This is a genomic window from Alcaligenes sp. Lyrl_28 (assembly GCF_051948705.1).
Classification (GTDB): Bacteria; Pseudomonadota; Gammaproteobacteria; order Burkholderiales; family Burkholderiaceae_B; genus Alcaligenes; species Alcaligenes ammonioxydans.
This window is the reverse complement of the sequence record NZ_JAYJLG010000003.1, coordinates 256,867-274,847: the sequence shown is the minus strand read 5'-3', so window position 1 is coordinate 274,847 and position 17,981 is coordinate 256,867. Positions and strand designations below refer to the sequence as shown.

Annotated in this window: 14 protein-coding genes; 3 read left to right on the top strand and 11 right to left on the bottom strand. The window is 56.9% G+C overall.

Annotation, left to right across the window (positions count from 1 at the left end):
• Nucleotides 1–90 precede the first annotated feature (90 nt).
• The 8 genes from VF694_RS09015 to clpS all read right to left on the bottom strand — a co-directional run bounded on the left by VF694_RS09015 (nucleotide 91) and on the right by clpS (nucleotide 12,628).
• Nucleotides 91–1,023 (bottom strand): branched-chain amino acid ABC transporter permease, encoded by a 933-nt coding sequence (locus VF694_RS09015; protein WP_003801466.1) that lies wholly within the window; start codon nucleotides 1,021–1,023, stop codon nucleotides 91–93.
• A 128-nt stretch (nucleotides 1,024–1,151) separates the two neighbouring features.
• Nucleotides 1,152–2,297, bottom strand: coding sequence for a branched-chain amino acid ABC transporter substrate-binding protein (locus VF694_RS09010; RefSeq protein WP_039943347.1), 1,146 nt, complete (start codon nucleotides 2,295–2,297; stop codon nucleotides 1,152–1,154).
• Between the two features lie 140 nt (nucleotides 2,298–2,437).
• Entirely contained in the window at nucleotides 2,438–6,211 is a 3,774-nt protein-coding gene (gene putA, locus VF694_RS09005; RefSeq protein ID WP_440164142.1) for a trifunctional transcriptional regulator/proline dehydrogenase/L-glutamate gamma-semialdehyde dehydrogenase, read from the bottom strand.
• 111 nt (nucleotides 6,212–6,322) lie between these two features.
• Nucleotides 6,323–6,937 (bottom strand): PqiC family protein, encoded by a 615-nt coding sequence (locus tag VF694_RS09000; protein WP_440164140.1) that lies wholly within the window; start codon nucleotides 6,935–6,937, stop codon nucleotides 6,323–6,325.
• Nucleotides 6,934–8,586 (bottom strand): PqiB family protein, encoded by a 1,653-nt coding sequence (locus tag VF694_RS08995; protein ID WP_301607179.1) that lies wholly within the window; start codon nucleotides 8,584–8,586, stop codon nucleotides 6,934–6,936. Before VF694_RS08995 ends, VF694_RS09000 begins: the two co-directional genes overlap by 4 nt.
• Before the next feature lie 10 nt (nucleotides 8,587–8,596).
• A complete protein-coding gene (locus VF694_RS08990; RefSeq protein ID WP_415302264.1) occupies nucleotides 8,597–9,886 on the bottom strand; it encodes a paraquat-inducible protein A in 1,290 nt (429 codons plus the stop codon).
• A gap of 3 nt (nucleotides 9,887–9,889) precedes the next feature.
• Nucleotides 9,890–12,211: an ATP-dependent Clp protease ATP-binding subunit ClpA gene (gene clpA / locus VF694_RS08985; RefSeq protein WP_003801478.1), complete on the bottom strand. Its 2,322-nt coding sequence runs from the start codon at nucleotides 12,209–12,211 to the stop codon at nucleotides 9,890–9,892.
• A gap of 93 nt (nucleotides 12,212–12,304) precedes the next feature.
• Nucleotides 12,305–12,628 (bottom strand): ATP-dependent Clp protease adapter ClpS, encoded by a 324-nt coding sequence (gene clpS / locus VF694_RS08980; protein WP_003801481.1) that lies wholly within the window; start codon nucleotides 12,626–12,628, stop codon nucleotides 12,305–12,307.
• Nucleotides 12,629–12,791: 163 nt separating this feature from the next.
• Between clpS and VF694_RS08975 the strand changes: the two genes are divergently transcribed.
• Nucleotides 12,792–13,037, top strand: a complete 246-nt coding sequence (locus tag VF694_RS08975) for a cold-shock protein (protein ID WP_003801483.1) — start codon at nucleotides 12,792–12,794, stop codon at nucleotides 13,035–13,037.
• 46 nt (nucleotides 13,038–13,083) lie between these two features.
• Nucleotides 13,084–13,554 (top strand): DUF192 domain-containing protein, encoded by a 471-nt coding sequence (locus VF694_RS08970; RefSeq protein ID WP_059317768.1) that lies wholly within the window; start codon nucleotides 13,084–13,086, stop codon nucleotides 13,552–13,554.
• Between the two features lies 1 nt (nucleotide 13,555).
• Here the strand turns inward: VF694_RS08970 and pcaF are convergent, their stop codons facing one another.
• On the bottom strand, nucleotides 13,556–14,761 hold the full coding sequence (gene pcaF, locus VF694_RS08965) for a 3-oxoadipyl-CoA thiolase (protein ID WP_003801486.1): 1,206 nt from the start codon (nucleotides 14,759–14,761) through the stop codon (nucleotides 13,556–13,558).
• Between the two features lie 316 nt (nucleotides 14,762–15,077).
• Here pcaF and bfr point away from each other — a divergent pair, with 316 nt between their 5' ends.
• Nucleotides 15,078–15,542 carry a bacterioferritin gene (gene bfr, locus VF694_RS08960; RefSeq protein WP_003801489.1) on the top strand — a complete coding sequence of 155 codons (465 nt, stop codon included), beginning with the start codon at nucleotides 15,078–15,080 and terminating at the stop codon, nucleotides 15,540–15,542.
• 136 nt (nucleotides 15,543–15,678) lie between these two features.
• On the opposite strand, the gene sodB is transcribed toward bfr, so the two are convergent.
• Nucleotides 15,679–16,257, bottom strand: a complete 579-nt coding sequence (gene sodB / locus VF694_RS08955) for a superoxide dismutase [Fe] (protein ID WP_003801491.1) — start codon at nucleotides 16,255–16,257, stop codon at nucleotides 15,679–15,681.
• Nucleotides 16,258–16,311: 54 nt separating this feature from the next.
• Nucleotides 16,312–17,658 carry an exodeoxyribonuclease VII large subunit gene (gene xseA / locus VF694_RS08950; RefSeq protein ID WP_039943276.1) on the bottom strand — a complete coding sequence of 449 codons (1,347 nt, stop codon included), beginning with the start codon at nucleotides 17,656–17,658 and terminating at the stop codon, nucleotides 16,312–16,314.
• Between the last annotated feature and the right edge of the window lie 323 nt (nucleotides 17,659–17,981).

The following is a 17,981-nucleotide window of genomic DNA, read 5'->3' as shown; positions in this document are numbered from 1 at the left end:
CCACCCCGATCAGCAGCGCGCCGACCCAGACTTTGGCGGGTGTTGCAGGACGCGGCTTCGAACCCGATCCACCCCATGTTTGATTCAGACTCATGCGCGATCTCCCACACGCTCACCCAACAGGCCCGAGGGACGGAAAATCAGCACCAGGATCAGCACGATGAACGAGAACACATCCTGATAGTTGCTGCCAAAGACGCCGTTGGTCAGGTCACCGATGTAACCGGCACCCAAGGCTTCGATCAGGCCCAGCAGCAAGCCACCCAGCATGGCGCCGCCCAAATTGCCAATGCCACCCAGAACGGCGGCGGTAAACGCTTTCAGTCCCAGCATAAAGCCCATGGTGTATTGAGCCACCCCGTAATAAGTGACGATCATCACACCGGCCACGGCAGCCAGGGCCGAACCGATGACAAAAGCGGCGGAAATCACCGTGTTGATGTTCACCCCCATCAAGCCCGCCACTTCCCGGTTCTGGGCAGTGGCGCGCATGGCAGTGCCCAAACGGGTACGATGCACCAGTACCATCAGACCGGACATGATCGCGGCGGCACCGACAATAATCAGAATTTGCAGCAAGCTGATGCGCGCATCGCCCACCTGGAAAACCATGGGCTCAATAATGTGCGGAAAACTCAGATAATTGCGGCCCCAGATCATCATGGCCAAGTTCTGCACAATAAAGGACACACCAATGGCGGTAATCAGCGCCGCCAAACGAGGCGCACGACGCAAGGGCCGATAGGCATAACGTTCGGCGGTCCAGCCTATGCCCATGCAAACAGGGATGGCGGCCAACAAAGCCAAGCCGACCATCAGCCAGGCAGACAAGCCTGCCGGGTCTGCGCCTACCAGCGACAACACCACTGTCGTGGCCAGCATCGCCCCAACCATGACGACGTCACCATGCGCAAAATTAATCAGGCCAATAATTCCGTACACCATGGTGTAGCCGAGCGCCACCAGGGCGTAGACACTGCCCACGGTCAGGCCATTTATTAGTTGTTGTATCAGGATTTCCATAGATTGGGACTCGTGGTCATTGCCCCCTGCCCCGGCGCATGACGATAGAACAGGGAGCGTGGGCCTGCCAGACACAGGCCACGGTAAAGATGAGCCCCGAGGGGCTCAAACTGCAGGCTCAGAAAGGCTTAGTTCGCCTGGCTGACCATGGTTTTCACCATCGTCCACTGGCCATCTTTGACCTCGTAGATGGTGACGGCAATTTCTTTCAGATCACCGTTCTGGTCGTAGGCGATGTTATTGCTGGTCGCACCATTCCGTTTCAGAGCAGCCAGCTTGGGCAGATAGTCTTCAGCCTTGGACGAACCGGCTTCTTTCATGGCCGTAATCATGTTCCAGGCACCGTCATACGCGTAAGGCGCGTAGACACCCGGCTCTGCCTTAAAGCGCGCCTGATAGTCCTTGGCAAACTTCTCGCCAGCAGCCATGGTGGACAAAGGCACACCAGCCAGAGAGGCGTAGGTCCCGTTGGCCGCCCCGCCTGCCAGACGCAAGAAGGTGTCACTGCGGGTCATTTCACCGGATACCAGTGGCGCTTTGATATCCAGCGTTTGCATCTGACGCTTCATGGGGCCGGACTGCGCATCCAAACCACCAAAGAAGATGGCGTCAGGCTGCTTGGACTTGATGTTGGTCAGAATGGAGGTAAAGTCGTTGGCTTTGTCCGTGGTGTACTCACGCGCCACAATCTGACCACCTGCTTTTTCCACGGCACGGGCCACCTGATCCGTCAGACCCTGGCCATACGCGGTACGGTCGTCGATCAGGGCCACTTTCTTGGCGGCCAGATCCTTGACGATGAACTGACCCACGGCAGCGCCCTGCTGAGTGTCGCTGGTCATCATGCGGAAGGTATTGTCGTAACCCTGCTGGGTGTACTCGGGCGAGGTGGCCATGGCGATCTGGGGGATACCCGCGTCGTTGTACACACGCGAGGCAGGAATGGTGGTGCCCGAGTTGAAGTGTCCCAACACGCCATCCACACCCTCGTCCACAATCTGCTGGGCGACCTGAACTGCCGTGCGCGGGTCAGCCTGGTCATCTTTGGCGACCAACTCGAAACGGGCGGTCGCGCCATCAATTTCAATGTTCTGGGCATTGGCCTCTTCCAGCGCCAGCACCAGGCCATTGCGCATGTCTTCACCGTAGTGCGCCTGAGGGCCCGTCAAGGGGGCGGCAAAACCCAGCTTGATGACCTTGTCAGCGGCCAACGCCGGACCTGCTGCCAGTGCCCCAAAAACCGCTGTCGATACCAAGGCCAATTTAAAGCTCATGATGGACTGCATATTGTTCTCCTTCGTTTTTTAATATAGCCGCACTACAAGTGGGCCCGTGCCGTGAGAAAGAACGCAGGGCCGCCGCTCCAGGTGAAATGTGCGACCAAACGTGTGCATAAAAACAGGTGCCTGCCAGATCAACCAACCATCATCAAACTGGCATTACCCCCAGCTGCCGCTGTATTGGTACTGACTGAGACTTCACGCAGCAAACGCTCGACCACGTAGGTTGCGCCCCCCTCCAATTCCTGTGTCAACAAGCCCTGAACCCCGACAATCGGACCGGGGCGCTCAGCCACGTAACCCAGTACCAGTCGAAGTTCGTCACTGTCGCCTTCAAATAAAACAGCATCATAATCTGCCTCACCCAAATCGGACATGGCAATTTGTTCGGCAGGCGCATCCTGCCACGCTCCCAGACCCAGACGATCCAGCAAGACGGGCTGATTACCACTGCGAGTGCAAGCCTCACGCTGCGCCTGCCAGCCCTGCGCACTCACAGGCATGCACAGCACACGCCCACGCGGGTGGAGCTGGTACAGATTGGATTCGCCGGTGGGACCGGGCAAGACCATACCGTGCTGCTGCCAGCTCTGCAAAGGCAGGTTTTGGGGACAGCGACTGAGCAGACGGCGCAGATACAAAGGGCCACCCGCTTTGGGGCCGGTACCGGACAAGCCTTCGCCACCAAAGGGCTGCACGCCGACCACCGCCCCCACCATATTGCGGTTCACATACACATTACCCGCCCGAATGCGTGAGACTACGCGCTCTACGGTTTCGTCCAGCCGGGTGTGAACACCAAAAGTCAGGCCGTAACCACGCTCGTTGATCTGGTCGATCAGGCCATCCAGCTCGCTACGCTTAAAGCGCATCACATGCAGTACCGGGCCAAAGATTTCGCGCTCCAGATCCTTGACCTGCTCAATCTCGATAATCGTCGGCAATACAAAGGTACCGGTCAGGCTGCGGCTTTGCTCGCTTTGGGTAACACGGAAGCCTGCTTCACGCATCGCCGTAATGTGCTCTTCGATACCGGCACGGGCCTCCTCGTCAATGACGGGGCCTACGTCGGTACTGAGCAGATCCGGATTGCCCACGCTCAGTTCCTGCATGGCCCCGTTGAGCATGTTCAGCACGCGGTCGGCCACATCTTCCTGAATACACAACAAGCGTAAAGCCGAACAACGCTGGCCTGCCGAGTCAAAGGCCGAATTCAGCACATCAAACACAACCTGCTCGGCCAGAGCAGAACTGTCGACCACCATGGCGTTCAGGCCACCGGTTTCGGCAATCAGCGGTACTGCCTGCCCGTCGGCCGTCAGGCGCTGGACTAATTGACGATTCAAGCTCAGGGCTACCGCCGTCGACCCTGTAAACATGACAGCGTTAACCTTGTCGCTGGCGGCCAATGGGGCACCTACGGATGGGCCATCACCGGGCAAGAGCTGCAAGGCACCGGGAGCAATCCCCGCCTTATGCAGCAGCTCTACAGCCGCCGCCGCAATCAGGCAAGTTTGTTCGGCCGGTTTGGCCAGAACCACGTTACCGGCGGCCAAGGCCGCCGATACCTGCCCCAGAAAAATAGCCAAGGGGAAATTCCAGGGGCTGATGCACAGCACCACGCCTACAGGACGATACTCATCGTTATCGAAGTCACGCAGCACCTGTCCGGCGTAGTAGCGCAGAAAATCTACCGCTTCGCGCACCTCGGCAATCGCATTGGCGTAGGACTTCCCGGCTTCACGCACCAGCAAGCCCATCAAATCCTGCATATTGTCTTCCAGCAATTGAGCCGCCTGCTGCAAAGCGGCGGCGCGCTCCTGCACCGGCGTTGCCTGCCAGATCGGCGCATAATGACTGGCAGCCTCCAGAGCCTGCTCCACATCCTGCGAAGTGGCATACATGACCTGCCCCACCACGTCCTGATGATTGGCCGGATTGCGCACCCATATCGCTTTGGTTTCGTCCCAGACCGGATTGCCCTGACCCAATACAGGCTGAGCCTGGCGCGGCAAGGCAGCTGTTTGCATCAAGGTGGCAGCCAGCGAACCCAGGCGATGCTCATTGCTCAGGTCCAAACCGGCCGAATTCAAGCGCTGCTCGGCACTCCAGTAAAGCTGGCGCGGCAGGGGAATCTTGTCGTGGGGACGCCCCAATGGTTGCAGGCTCAAGGCCTGGGCCACGGGATCGGCAATCAGTTTATCCAGATCCACATCCGCGTTGCCGATCTGGTTCACAAAGGAGGTATTGGCGCCATTTTCCAGCAGACGACGCACCAGATAGGCCAATAAGGTTTCGTGGGAGCCGACCGGGGCGTAAATACGACATGGACGGTTCAACTTACCCTCTTTGATCGGGCCAACCACTTCCTCATACAAGTCCTCACCCATGCCGTGCAGGCACTGGAACTCATACTGACCCGTGTAATAATTCTGGCCTGCCATCACATAGATTGCCGCCAGCGTTTGCGCATTGTGCGTTGCAAACTGCGGGTATACAGCGTCGGGGGCCTGTAAAAGCTTGCGGGCGCAGGCCAGATAGGACACATCCGTGTGAACCTTGCGCGTGTAAACGGGATAATCTTCCAGTCCATCGACCTGGGCACGCTTGATCTCCGAATCCCAGTAAGCGCCTTTGACCAGACGCAGCATCAGGCGATGGCCACTGCGACGGGCCAGATCAATCAGGTAATCAATCACAAAAGGTGCGCGCTTCTGATAAGCCTGCACCACAAAGCCAATGCCATTCCAACCGGCCAGCGAAGGATCAAAACACAGCTTGTCCAGCAAATCCAGAGAGACTTCAAGACGATCTGCCTCTTCCGCGTCTATGTTCAGACCCACATCGTAGTGATGAGCCAGTTGCGCCAGGGACAATAGGCGCGGATAGAGCTCGCGCATGACACGATCGCGCTGGGCCCGGCTATAACGCGGATGCAAGGCTGACAACTTGATGGAAATACCAGGCCCTTCGTAAATCCCACGTCCCTGACTGGCCCGGCCAATCGCGTGGATCGCCTGCTCATAGGCCTGGTAGTAGCGCTGGGCGTCCTCCGCCGTGGTGGCGGCCTCGCCCAGCATGTCGTAGGAATACCGGAAACCCTGTTCCTCAAACTTTCGACTATTGGCCAGGGCCGACGCAATGGTTTGCCCAGTCACAAACTGCTCGCCCATCATGCGCATGGCAACGTCCACGCCTTTGCGAATCAGGGGTTCGCCACCTTTACCGATCATGCGAGTCAACGCAGAGGACAAGTTCTTTTCGCTATTGATGTTGACCAGCCGGCCGGTCAACATCAAGCCCCAGGTGGCGGCGTTCACAAACAAGGAGGGTGACTCGCCAACGTGCGCACGCCAATCGCCATGGCTGATCTTGTCGCGAATCAGAGCGTCACGGGTGGCACGATCGGGGATGCGCAGCAGGGCTTCGGCCAGACACATCAGCGCCACCCCTTCCTGACTGGACAGAGAGAACTCCTGGATCAGACCTTCGACCCCGCCGCCACGACGCTTGGCACGCAACGCCTTGACCAGACGCGCTGCCAGTTCCTGGGCGCGGGCACTTTGCGATGAACGCGCTGCGCTAAGCAGCAAGGGCAGGCAGTCGGTTTCAGGACGGCGGTACGCCGCGGTAATCGCGGCACGCAGGACACTTTGGGGTTGCACATCTTGGGCAAAACCATAGAAAGGAATGGCCGGCATGACGACGCCATCTTCGGCCAGTTCCGCATCGCCCCCACTTAACAGAGCCAGCTCACTGGGCAGCACACCTCGTTCTATCCCTTCGATATACGACAGCAGCGCTTGTTTATGCAGCCAATGCGGAGTGCATTGCAATTGATCCGCCGCACGCCGCAAACGCTCGCGCAGCTCTATATCGACTTTAATCCCTAAGGTTGTGCTGGCCATGCTTCTTATCCCGGTTACGCTGTATTGACTGCGATATGCCGAAATAATACTGACGGTTAACCTAAATCTGTATTCAGGTTAACCCGCAACAGAACGGGTTAACCTTTTATCTTATGCGGCGCACAGCATAGACTTGCCCAGGTTAACCGGGATAGGTTTACCTTGCATCTGAGCAGCCAATGCATCCGCCCAACGCTGCTGCAATTGACGGTGGGCCGTCACTAATTCAGTAATGCCAGTGGCAGGCTCGGAATCGAGCCAGCGGCACTGCCGAATGGGTGCCTCAAAACCCAGGGGCGTCAAGGTCCAACTCAGTTCCAAGGTGGCACGCTCGCCATACACCGAATCAAAACGTTGAACCAGGACATCAATCTGCCAACGGGGCGTGTTGGTTGCTGCGCTGGCCAACTGGGGCACACCCAGGCGATTTTGCAGACCGGACACCAGCGCCAAGAACATTTCATCGGGCAAAGGCGATGCCCACTGGCTATCGTTCAGCAGCTTGACCTGCCCCCCTGTCGCTTGCGTCAGCACCAGAGAACGACGGTCCAACTGCGCCGGTACATCCAGGCGTCGCAACTGAAACCCTTTCCAGGACTGTGCGGAAACCGCCTTGTCTGCCGGAACTGCCTCTGGGGCCTGCAAGGTGTAATAAGTTGGCGTGCTCGAGGCACAGGCGGTGAGCAAACTGGCAATCGCCACAGGAATCAGTAAACGGGACATCATGGCGCGGGCTCCGGCAACACGTCAGGGGAACGACCTCGCAATACGGCAGAGGGCTGGCTTTGCAAGGTATCGCTTAAATCACGCAAGGATCGCAAGGAGCGCTTGAGCTCACTTAGCGTTTGATCGACAGAGGCATTGAAGGCGGAATCCGAATCGAGCATGGCACCCAGCTTCTGAACAGCCGCATCCATGGATTTAAGGGCTCCATTCAGTTGCGGTACGGTGGTCTTGTCCAACTGCTTGAGCACTTGTCCCAGCTCGGTCAACCCGCTTTGCAGATTCTTGCCAATCTGGTCAAAAGGAACCGCCGCAATCTTGGTGACAATATCGCTGACCTGCTCTTGCAGGCGATCAAAATCGCCAGCAATAACGGGTACTACCAGGGGTTTGGTGGTGTCATCCAATTCCGCGGCAGGCGCTTTGTCAAAGAACTCCAGAGCAATATATTGCTGGCCGGTAATCAGGCTGGCCGGCCGCAATTGGGCACGCAGACCACGTTCAACCATCGGTTTGAACAAGGCGCTGACCGGGTCCTTGTCGTCCGGACGATTCTCCACCACCTGTTCATACAGATGACCGAAGCGCTGCGGATAAATACGCGCTTTCACCAGGGCAAAGAAACGTTTGCGCTCAAAGTCAAACTCCAGATCCACATCATAGACCTGCCCCAGCTCCAGCCCCCGGAACTCCACCTTGGAGCCGGGCACCAAGCCACGCACGGACTGATGGAAATGGAAACGCAGCTCGACGGCCGGGCCATCGGGCTCGGCCATGGCGCGCTCCTGCGTAGGAAACAGCTCGTATTGAGTGTCCGCCTTCGCCACCTCCAAGGGTTCGCCTTCCATCTGATCAAACGCCAGGCCCCCGGCCAGCGCCGAAACCAGCGAATGCGTACGCACATTGAAGCCGGTGGAATCCAAGGACATATTGACACCGCTAACATTCCAGAAGCGTGATCCCTGCGTCACGAACTTATCATTAGGAGCGTCCACGAATACCTGTATGCGCACCCCATTGCCGTCCTCATTCAGTTCATAGCTGCTGACCTGCCCCACCTGGATGCCCTTGTAGTACAGCGGTGAGCCCAAATCCAGCGAACCCAGTTCGGGCGCGGTCAACACATAGCGTTTTCCTGCCCGGCCACTGGTCACCTCGGGCGGACTTTCCAGACCTACAAAATCCAGCTGCTCGGCCTTCTTGTCGACCTCAAAAGGGGCATCCACACCGATGTATACCCCCGACAGCAAGGTGCCCAACCCCGACACGCCACTCAAGCCCAGGCGAGGACGCACCACCCAAAAGCGTGTTCCTTCCTGAGTAATGAATTCCGAGCCGTCGCGCTCCAATTGCGCCGTCACCAGCACCCCTTTTCGGTCTGGTGATACCTGAATGTCCGAGATTGTCCCCACATCCACTTCGCGATAACGCAGCTTGGTCTGGTCCACGGCCAGCCCTTCGGCCGACTCAAAACTGATCGTGATGCGAGGTCCGGTCAGCATCCAGTTACGCAGCACCAATGAGGCACCGACCAGCGCCGCAGCAATGGGCAAGATCCAGATCCAGGAGAATCGGGATTGCTTGGAGGGAATCAGTTTAGGTTGTGCTGGCTCGGTCTGGCCGTCAGGCTGATGTGTTTTTGATTCTTGCACCTTGTTTCCTTCAGGAAGTCGCCTGGGTACCAGGCGGAGACGGCTTTGGTCGCGGTTCTATGAGTAATTCTTCTCGAGGGTCCAGATCCCAGCCCTGGCGAGGGTCATAACTTAACGCGGCCAGCATGGTCAAGACAACAACAATGCCAAAACTCAAGGCCCCCGCGCCGGGAATGATCTGCGATAAGCCCGGAAAGTTCGCCAAGGCTGCCATGAGCACCACGACGAATACGTCCAGCATGGACCACTGCCCGATCAGCTCGACCATATCGTAAATGCGGTTGCGTTGCCGCTGCACCTCATTGCCTCGCCAGCGCCGTCCTATCAGCAGAATCACCAGGGCCAAGAGCTTGGTAATGGGAACGACAATACTGGCAATAAAAACAATCAGGGCCAAGTCCCAGGAGCCCAATTGCCAAAGCTGGATCACCCCACCCAAAATAGTGTGGGCACTCGTGCCCATAATGCTGCGCAGTTCCATGACAGGCAGGACGTTGGCCGGAATGTAAAAGACACAGGCCGTCAGCACCAGCGCCGCCACCCGCGCACGGCTATTGGGTTTGCGTTTGTGAACGGGCGCTGCACAACGGCCACAACGTGAGTTCTGACTGGACTGGACAAACCCGCAATGGGTGCAGGCGCTCCAGGCCGGATACGCTTTCAAGTCCTGGCGGGTTGCAATCGGAACCAGATCACGATCCTCGGCCCAACGCCAAAGTCGGCCTGCCGTAATACGGCTCAGGCCGGTCAGCAAAAAGGTCAGGGCAAAAAATGCATACAAGCCCGGCGCCACCGTCAAATGCCCTATTCCGGCAAACTTCACGATAGCCACGATCAGCCCCAGGAACAACACGGCTGTCATGGACCAGTGCTCAAGATGACTCAAGGCTCTTAGCCCCACTCCGAAATCCGCGGGCAACGGTTTTTCACGGGCGATCAGGTCCAAGGCCCAAAATTGAAAGATCAACTGGAACAAGGGCAGCCAGAACCCCACCAGCCCGGCCATCACGGACAAGCCCCAATACCCTTGCTGCCAGATCAGCAACAAGGCCTTGGGAAAGGTGGGAGCCACCGTTTTTCCCGCCATGCTCAGATGGACGACAGGAAACAGGTTGGCAATCAGAAAAAGAATGAAAACTGCCAAAACCAGCGCTTGCCATTCACGTGGTGAAAAGCGGCTGTGGCGGTACAGTTCGGTATCGCAACGTACACAACGAGCGAGCCCCGCTCCTTGAACGGGGACTCGCTCGTGTACGGTGTCACAATGCGTACAGACGATCAAGGGGCGCGATGCCCTCACGGCTTAGTCGACTAATTCCGGCTCGGGACGCGAAGAAGCCTTGCTGCCGGGCTCATCAGGTCCTGAAGAAGGATATTCCAGTACCACTTCACCGTTCTCGTCCAGATCGACCTCGACCTGCCCCCCATCGACCAGACGGCCAAACAAGAGCTCGTCAGCCAGGGCGCGACGGATGGTGTCCTGAATAAGCCGATGCATGGGGCGAGCACCCATGGCAGGATCAAAGCCCTTGGCAGCCAGATGATCGCGCAAGGCATCCGAGAAGGTCACTTCCACCCGCTTCTCGTGAAGCTGGTTTTCCAGTTGCATCAGGAACTTGTCCACCACGCGCAGGATAATATCGCGCGACAATGGCTTAAAGCCAATAATGGCATCCAGACGGTTGCGGAACTCTGGCGAGAAATGACGCTTGATATCCTGCATTTCATCGCCCGAGCGCTGAGCCTGAGTAAACCCGATACTGGTCTTGTTCAGGGCCTCGGCCCCCGCATTGGTGGTCATGATCAAGATAACGTTGCGGAAATCTGCCTTGCGGCCATTGTTATCCGTTAGCGTACCGTGATCCATCACCTGCAGCAGGATGTTATAGACATCCGGGTGCGCTTTCTCGATTTCGTCCAGCAAGAGCACACAGTGGGGCTGCTTGGTGACCGCTTCAGTCAGCAAACCACCCTGATCAAACCCCACATAGCCGGGAGGCGCACCAATCAGACGCGATACGGTGTGACGCTCCATGTACTCGGACATGTCAAAGCGCAGCAACTCCACGCCCAGCACAAAGGCCAATTGACGAGCCACTTCAGTCTTACCCACACCGGTCGGTCCGGAAAACAGGAAGGAACCGATAGGCTTGTCGGGCAACCCCAGGCCAGAACGGGCCATCTTGATGGCGGCAGCCAGGGCATCAATCGCCATGTCCTGACCGAACACCACCGATTTCAGATCGCGTGCCAAGGTTGCCAGCTTATTGCGATCGTCGCTGGATACGGTCTGAGGCGGAATGCGGGCAATGCGCGAGACCGTTGCCTGGATATCGGCCTTGCCAATAACTTTCTTCTGCTTGGAGCGCGGCAACAAACGCTGCGCGGCTCCGGCTTCGTCGATCACATCAATGGCCTTATCCGGCAAAAAGCGGTCATTGATGTAGCGTGCAGACAACTCTGCAGCCGCAGTCAGGGCAGCCGCCGAATAGCGCACGCCGTGATGCTCTTCGAAGTTGGCTTTCAGTCCACGCAAAATCTGGATGGTCTGCTCAACCGTCGGCTCGGCCACATCGATTTTCTGAAAACGACGCGACAGGGCGTGGTCTTTTTCGAAAATACCGCGGTACTCCGAATAGGTCGTCGCCCCCAGACACTTGAGCTGACCAGAAGACAAGGCAGGCTTGAGCAGATTGGACGCATCCAGCGTACCACCCGACGCCGAGCCAGCGCCGATCAAGGTATGGATCTCGTCGATAAACAAAATGGACTGGGCCGTTTCCTTGAGCTGCTTGAGCACGGCTTTCAGACGTTGCTCAAAGTCGCCACGGTACTTGGTGCCAGCCAGCAAGGCCCCCATATCCAGCGCATACACACGTGCCTGGCTAAGAATGTCCGGCACATCGCCACGCTGAATACGCAAGGCCAGGCCTTCGGCAATTGCGGTCTTGCCCACGCCGGCCTCGCCCACCAGCAAGGGATTATTCTTGCGGCGACGGCACAGCACCTGGATGACACGCTCCACTTCCTTCTCGCGGCCAATCAGAGGGTCAATACGACCCAGGCTGGCTTCGGTGTTCAGGTCGGTGGCGTACAGATCCAGCGGCGACTTCTGGGCATCCGAACGAGTATCGGTTTCCGAAGCGGCGGCCGGTTTGGGTGGCTCGGGAGCGGCAGGCTCCGGATTGGCCTTGGTAATGCCGTGGGAGAGGAAATTGACGACATCCAGACGCGTGACACCTTGCTGCTGCAGGTAATACACCGCGTGCGAATCTTTTTCCCCATACATCGCCACCAGCACATTCGCTCCGGACACCACATTTTTACCGGAGTTACTGGACGATACGTGCATGATGGCACGCTGAATCACACGCTGAAAGCCCAACGTGGGCTGGGTGTCGACCTCGCCCTCGCCAGGAAAAGTGGGCGTATTTTCGTTGATGAATTTACGCAGGTTCTGGCGCAGTGCATCAATATCGGCAGCACATGCTTTCAACACTTCCAGCGTGGAGGCGTTATCGAGCAGGGACAACAGCAGATGCTCTACCGTGATGAATTCATGGCGCGCGGCACGAGCCTCGACAAAGGCCATGTGTAGACTGACTTCAAGTTCTTCGGAGATCATGCTTCCTCCTACACGGCAAGAGTAAAACTAGGGGTTAAGGCTATTCTATGACTAATTTGCCTGATCTGAACAATACGGTAAACCATTAAATGGTCAAGCATCAGGCACCGGTTCCATCACGCACTGCAAAGGGTGCTGTCGCGACTGCGCCAGTTGTCGCACAATTTCCACCTTGGTGGCCGCGATGTCGCGCGGATACACCCCACAGACAGCCCGACCTTCGTAATGTACTTTAAGCATAAGCTGTTCGGCCTGCTCCGGGGTTTTGGCAAACACCCGCTCCAGTACATTCACCACAAACTCCATGGGCGTGTAGTCATCATTGAGCAAGATGACCTGATACATGGGTGGTGGGGCAAGCCGCGCGGATTGGCGCTCTACCGTTGTGGCGCCTTGCTTATCGATCTCAATGGCCATAATACAGAACTAGGTGCTTTCCATAGGTTGACTGGGGGGAACAAAATTCAGCATCATCCGACTGATCGTGTCAACTTCACAAAAAAATGGAGTACCGCGATCACAGGCCCAGGGAGGGGCCGCAAAAAGTATCAACCATACACTAAGTTGAGAGGCAGCAAGCATGTCGGAAACTACCACCACCGCAGGCACTGGAGACAATCAAAAACTATCCGGGACCGTTAAGTGGTTCAATGACGCCAAAGGCTTTGGGTTTATTACACCCGATAACGGCGGCGAAGATCTCTTCGCTCATTTTTCATCCATTCAGATGAACGGGTTCAAGACGTTGAAAGAAGGCCAGAAAGTTCTGTATGAAGTTGCCCAAGGCCCCAAAGGCAAGCAGGCACTTAATATTACTTCGCCTTAAGATTTCTTGCGCTCTCGATTCTAACAAAAGCAGGTTCGCAACACACATGCAGTATCGCACGACGACTACGGGGCCTGCGCGCCCTGTTTTTTTTGCCTGTCTTCTGGCCGCGTTTTGCATCAGCGCCCCGGCCCTGGCAAATGAGACTCTTCCCACCCTGACACTGAAACTGGGTTCCAAACAGATCCAGGCCGAAGTGGTTGATCGCGATGAGACGCGTGCACAAGGTTTGATGCATCGAGAAAGCCTGCCCCCCGATCACGGCATGTTATTTGTATTCGAACAAACCGGAATGCCTTGCTTCTGGATGAAGAATACGCCTTTGCCGCTGGATATTGCCTTCATTACGGATGACGGCACCATTAGCAATATCGAGGCCATGCAACCCTTTGATCTTCAATCCCACTGCCCGGTGCAACCCGTACGCTACGCCCTGGAGATGGAGCAGGGCTGGTTTAAGCAGGCCAATAAAAAGGCCGGTGAGAAGATCACCGGCCTGCCTGCTCTAAAACCCTAGCTTAGACGCGCTCAAGAATCAAAGCCACGCCCTGACCGACGCCAATACACATGGTGCACAGGGCGTAGCGGCCACCAGTACGATGCAGTTGATTGATAGCTGCAATCGCCAAACGCGCGCCACTGGCACCCAGCGGGTGGCCCAACGCAATTGCGCCCCCATTCGGGTTCACGCGCGGATCATTGTCGGCCAGGCCCAGCATGCGCGTGACCGCCAGACCCTGCGCGGCAAAGGCCTCGTTCAATTCAATCACATCCATTTGATCCAAGGTCAGTCCGGCCAGGGCCAGGACTTTCTGGCTGGCAGGAGCGGGGCCAATACCCATGATGCGGGGCTCCACGCCGGCAAACGCCATGGCCACAACACGCGCCCGAGGTGTCAGACCATGCGCCTGCACGCTTGCCTTGTTGGCAACCAACAGTGCGCAGGCCCCATCGTTCACCCCAGACGCATTGCCAGCGGTGACGGTACCATCGGCACGCACGACAGGTTTCAAACGAGCCAGAGACTCCAGCGTCGTAGCACGGGGATGCTCATCCTTGTCCACCACAATGGCATCGCCTTTGCGCTGCGGAATAATTACAGGCGTAATTTCCTCAGCCAGAATGCCGGCCTCCTGAGCAGCGGCCGCACGCAACTGACTGTTGAGCGCAAACAGGTCCTGGTCTTCACGCGACACGTTGAACTGCTGCGCCACATTCTCAGCCGTTTCGGGCATGGAATCCACCCCGTACTGCTCTTTCATGGCCTTGTTGATGAAACGCCAGCCGATCGTGGTGTCGTACATTCCTGCGCTGCGGGAAAAAGCTGTTTCCGCCTTGCCCACGACAAAGGGAGCACGGCTCATGCTTTCCACACCACCGGCCAGGATGAAGGAGGCATCGCCGGCGCGAATCGCGCGAGCGGCCGAACCAATCGCGTCCAGGCCCGAGCCACACAGACGGTTCAGGGTCACACCGGGCACGTCCACGGGCAAACCAGCCAACAGCGCAGACATGCGCGCAACGTTACGATTGTCTTCACCGGCTTGATTGGCGCAACCGTACATCACGTCATCGAGCTTGCTCCAATCGACTTGCGGATTGCGCTTCATCAGGGCTGCGATGGGCACTGCGCCCAGGTCATCCGCCCTCACAGCGGACAGCGAACCACCATAACGTCCGAAAGGCGTACGAATTGCGTCACAAATAAAGGCGTCCTGAGTCATGAAAATCACCCTGATAACTGGAATAAAATGAGGTGAGCGCCCTCTACAGAACGCTCCAAATCTACTGTTTTGATAGTAGCGCCTGAGCATCACGGGTATTTTCCCCGTCCCTGCGGCTGTCCACACCGTGGTCATTTTAACAGAGTGACTTCCGATGCCCCGACCAGCCAACTACGCCCCCCTTGCCAGACCGACCCGCCACAAGACCCCGTGACAGGCTGTCTGGTCACCTTGCTCCGCGGCCCCGGCACACGTCCCGCAATTTCGTTGCGCATGGCATACTTGCCACGTCGACACCCCCTACAGGCTCATCATCATGCTAGGCAACCCCGAAGTCATCAATTATTTGAATCAATTGCTACGCGGCGAACTGGCAGCACGCGACCAATACTTTATCCATTCCCGGTTTTATGAACATCTGGGCTTTACCCGGCTCTACGAGCGAATGAACCATGAAATGGAAGAAGAAACCCAGCATGCCGACGCCCTGATCCGCCGGATTCTGATGCTCGACGGCATTCCTGACATGCGACCTACCGCGTTTGAGCCCGGGCATGACGTAGTGAGCATGCTGCGCAAAGACCTGGATCTGGAATACGAAGTGCGTGCCGCATTGCGCAAAGGGATTGAACTGGCCGAATCCGCCAGCGACTTCGTGACGCGCGACATCATTCTGGCTCAACTGCGTGACACAGAAGAAGACCACGCCTATTGGCTGGAAAAACAATTGGGCTTGATAGAGAAAGTCGGCCTGGAAAATTATCAGCAATCACAGATGTAAAAACCAGCAGACCCCTGCCAGGCTCAAGCCGCGCTTTCCTGAGCAGTCTCAAGGCCAAAAAAAACCGCCAGCATGCGCTTGGCGGTTTTTTATTAGTGGGCAGTCCTCTGATGAGCACTGCCCTTCCCTAAAGCGTTTAGCCCAGGTTCTTGGCCGCAAAATCCCAGTTCACCAGGTTCCAGAAAATTTCCAGGTACTTGGGACGGGCGTTGCGGTAGTCGATGTAGTAAGCGTGTTCCCAGACGTCACAGGTGATCAAGGCAACATCATCGGAGGTCAGGGTCGTGCCAGCGTTGCTGGTGTTGACGATATCCAGGGAACCGTCGGCCTTTTTGACCAACCAGGTCCAGCCCGAACCGAAGTTGCCAACAGCAGACTTGGTAAAGGCTTCTTTGAAGGCATCGAAGCTGCCCCATTTTGCATTGATGGCGTCAGCCAGCTTACCGGTAGGAGCGCCGCCGCCATTGGGAGCCAGGCTGTTCCAGTAGAAAGTGTGGTTCCAGACCTGAGCAGCGTTGTTGAACACGCCACCGGAGGATTTCTTGACCACATCTTCCAGGGAAGCATTTTCGAATTCGGTGCCAGCAACCAGATTGTTCAGGTTGGTGACGTAAGCCTGATGATGCTTACCGTAGTGATACTCCAAGGTTTCTTTGGAGATGTGTGGCTCAAGGGCGTTGAGTTCGTATGGAAGAGCTGGAAGAGTGAATGCCATTTCAATTCCTTCTAAAAAAAAACCGTGTTTGGTATCCAACAAGGACGACGCAGCCTAAAGCAGATCGTGCGTGCGCACCACATCCACCGTCACATGACCGCGACTCAACTCGACATCGAGTCGTTCACCAATCTTTAAGTCTAACGCATTTTTTACAACTTTCCCCTCGCTATCCCTGACTATGGCATATCCACGATTGATGATAAGGCGAGGCGACAAGGCCTGAAGCGTTTGCTGGGCCGCCGCCAGACGCTGGCGACGCAGAATCAGGGCATGAGCCAGGCTTTTTTCCAGCCGCTGGAAAAGCAAGTTCAGACTTTGCTCTCGTGCAGCTACCTGAGGAATGCTGCGCACCAGCCGCGCCTTAAGCGTAGCCAGACGCAACGCCGCCGCCTCGGGAGCTCCTCGGGCCACTCGCTGCAGCCTTTGTGTCAAGTGATCCAGCCGCTGTTGCTGTTGAACCAGCCGCTGATGCGGAGAGACCAGCTTGGCAACGGCGCGATCCAGGCGCAAAGAGGCACGATCCAGGTGACGCTGCACGCCATGACTTAAGGCCCCCAGGCGGGCGAACACCTGCTCGAGCAGTTGATCGCGACCCAGACAGGCCAGCTCAGCCGCGGCCGTCGGGGTGGGCGCGCGCAGGTCCGCCACAAAATCAGCAATCGTAAAGTCTGTCTCGTGCCCCACCCCGCTAATCACAGGGATGGGACTGGCAGCAATCAAACGCGCCAGCCCCTCATCGTTAAACGCCCAAAGATCCTCCAGGCTGCCACCACCTCGCACCAATAGCAGCGTATCAACCTCGGAGCGCTCAATGGCCGTTTCCAGCGCCTGCCGCAACCGGCCTGGCGCGTCAGCACCCTGTACGGGCGCCGGGTAAATAATAATGCGTACATGCGGAGCGCGTCGCTCCAGCGCGGTTAATACATCCCGCAGCGCGGCAGCCGCCAGTGAGGTGATGATGCCGATGCTGCGCGGCAAGCTGGCGATCGGGCGCTTGCGCTCCGGCTCAAACAGCCCCTCACTTTGCAATTGGCTTTTCAGACGCAAGAACGCCTCATGCAAGTCACCCAAGCCGGCGCGCCGCATCCCCTCGACCTGAACCTGAAAGTCCCCACGTGCCTCATACAAGGTGACTGAGCAACGAAACTCGAACCGTTCACCCGCCCGCGGCACAAAACCCACAGCCTGGGCCCGCCCCCGAAACATCACCGCACGCACGGCGGCCTTGTCGTCCTTGATGGAGAAGTACCAGTGTCCGGAAGCAGCCTGAGTAAAGTTGGACACTTCGCCACTAACCCACACCACTGGCATATGCTCATCGAGCAGTTGACTGACGCGGCGGTTCAACTGTGCCACTGTCCACACGACAGGCGCTCTAGATTCTTGATAATGCATCATATTCTTTATTTTTGTTTCGCCCCAAACCACTTTTCCACCGATTCGTATCCACAACTGTCATGTGTTTGTCAAATAGACGCCAAGACAATAGCTTCCGTTCAACACTTGATGCGAAACTTTATGGAAATCCAATAAGTCATTGAAAACAAAAGACATTTTAGAAAAAATACAGATGGTCGAAAATTAGCCAGGGAACCTCTAAACCACCGCCCGAGCCACTATGGGACATTTTATACACAGAATTATCCACAGTTTTTGTGGATAGTTTTAGAACTCCATCTATGACTTCACATACATCAGCGGCGTCCCTGCGTCGGGGGAAG

Bases quoted from the DNA above. Each gene is read 5' to 3' on its own strand.
- VF694_RS09015 (WP_003801466.1), bottom strand. From the start codon at position 1,023: ATGGAAATCCTGATACAACAACTAATAAATGGCCTGACCGTGGGCAGT.
- VF694_RS09010 (WP_039943347.1), bottom strand. From the start codon at position 2,297: ATGAGCTTTAAATTGGCCTTGGTATCGACAGCGGTTTTTGGGGCACTG.
- putA (WP_440164142.1), bottom strand. From the start codon at position 6,211: ATGGCCAGCACAACCTTAGGGATTAAAGTCGATATAGAGCTGCGCGAG.
- VF694_RS09000 (WP_440164140.1), bottom strand. From the start codon at position 6,937: ATGATGTCCCGTTTACTGATTCCTGTGGCGATTGCCAGTTTGCTCACC.
- clpA (WP_003801478.1), bottom strand. From the start codon at position 12,211: ATGATCTCCGAAGAACTTGAAGTCAGTCTACACATGGCCTTTGTCGAG.
- clpS (WP_003801481.1), bottom strand. From the start codon at position 12,628: ATGGCCATTGAGATCGATAAGCAAGGCGCCACAACGGTAGAGCGCCAA.
- VF694_RS08975 (WP_003801483.1), top strand. From the start codon at position 12,792: ATGTCGGAAACTACCACCACCGCAGGCACTGGAGACAATCAAAAACTA.
- VF694_RS08970 (WP_059317768.1), top strand. From the start codon at position 13,084: ATGCAGTATCGCACGACGACTACGGGGCCTGCGCGCCCTGTTTTTTTT.
- pcaF (WP_003801486.1), bottom strand. From the start codon at position 14,761: ATGACTCAGGACGCCTTTATTTGTGACGCAATTCGTACGCCTTTCGGA.
- bfr (WP_003801489.1), top strand. From the start codon at position 15,078: ATGCTAGGCAACCCCGAAGTCATCAATTATTTGAATCAATTGCTACGC.
- sodB (WP_003801491.1), bottom strand. From the start codon at position 16,257: ATGGCATTCACTCTTCCAGCTCTTCCATACGAACTCAACGCCCTTGAG.
- xseA (WP_039943276.1), bottom strand. From the start codon at position 17,658: ATGATGCATTATCAAGAATCTAGAGCGCCTGTCGTGTGGACAGTGGCA.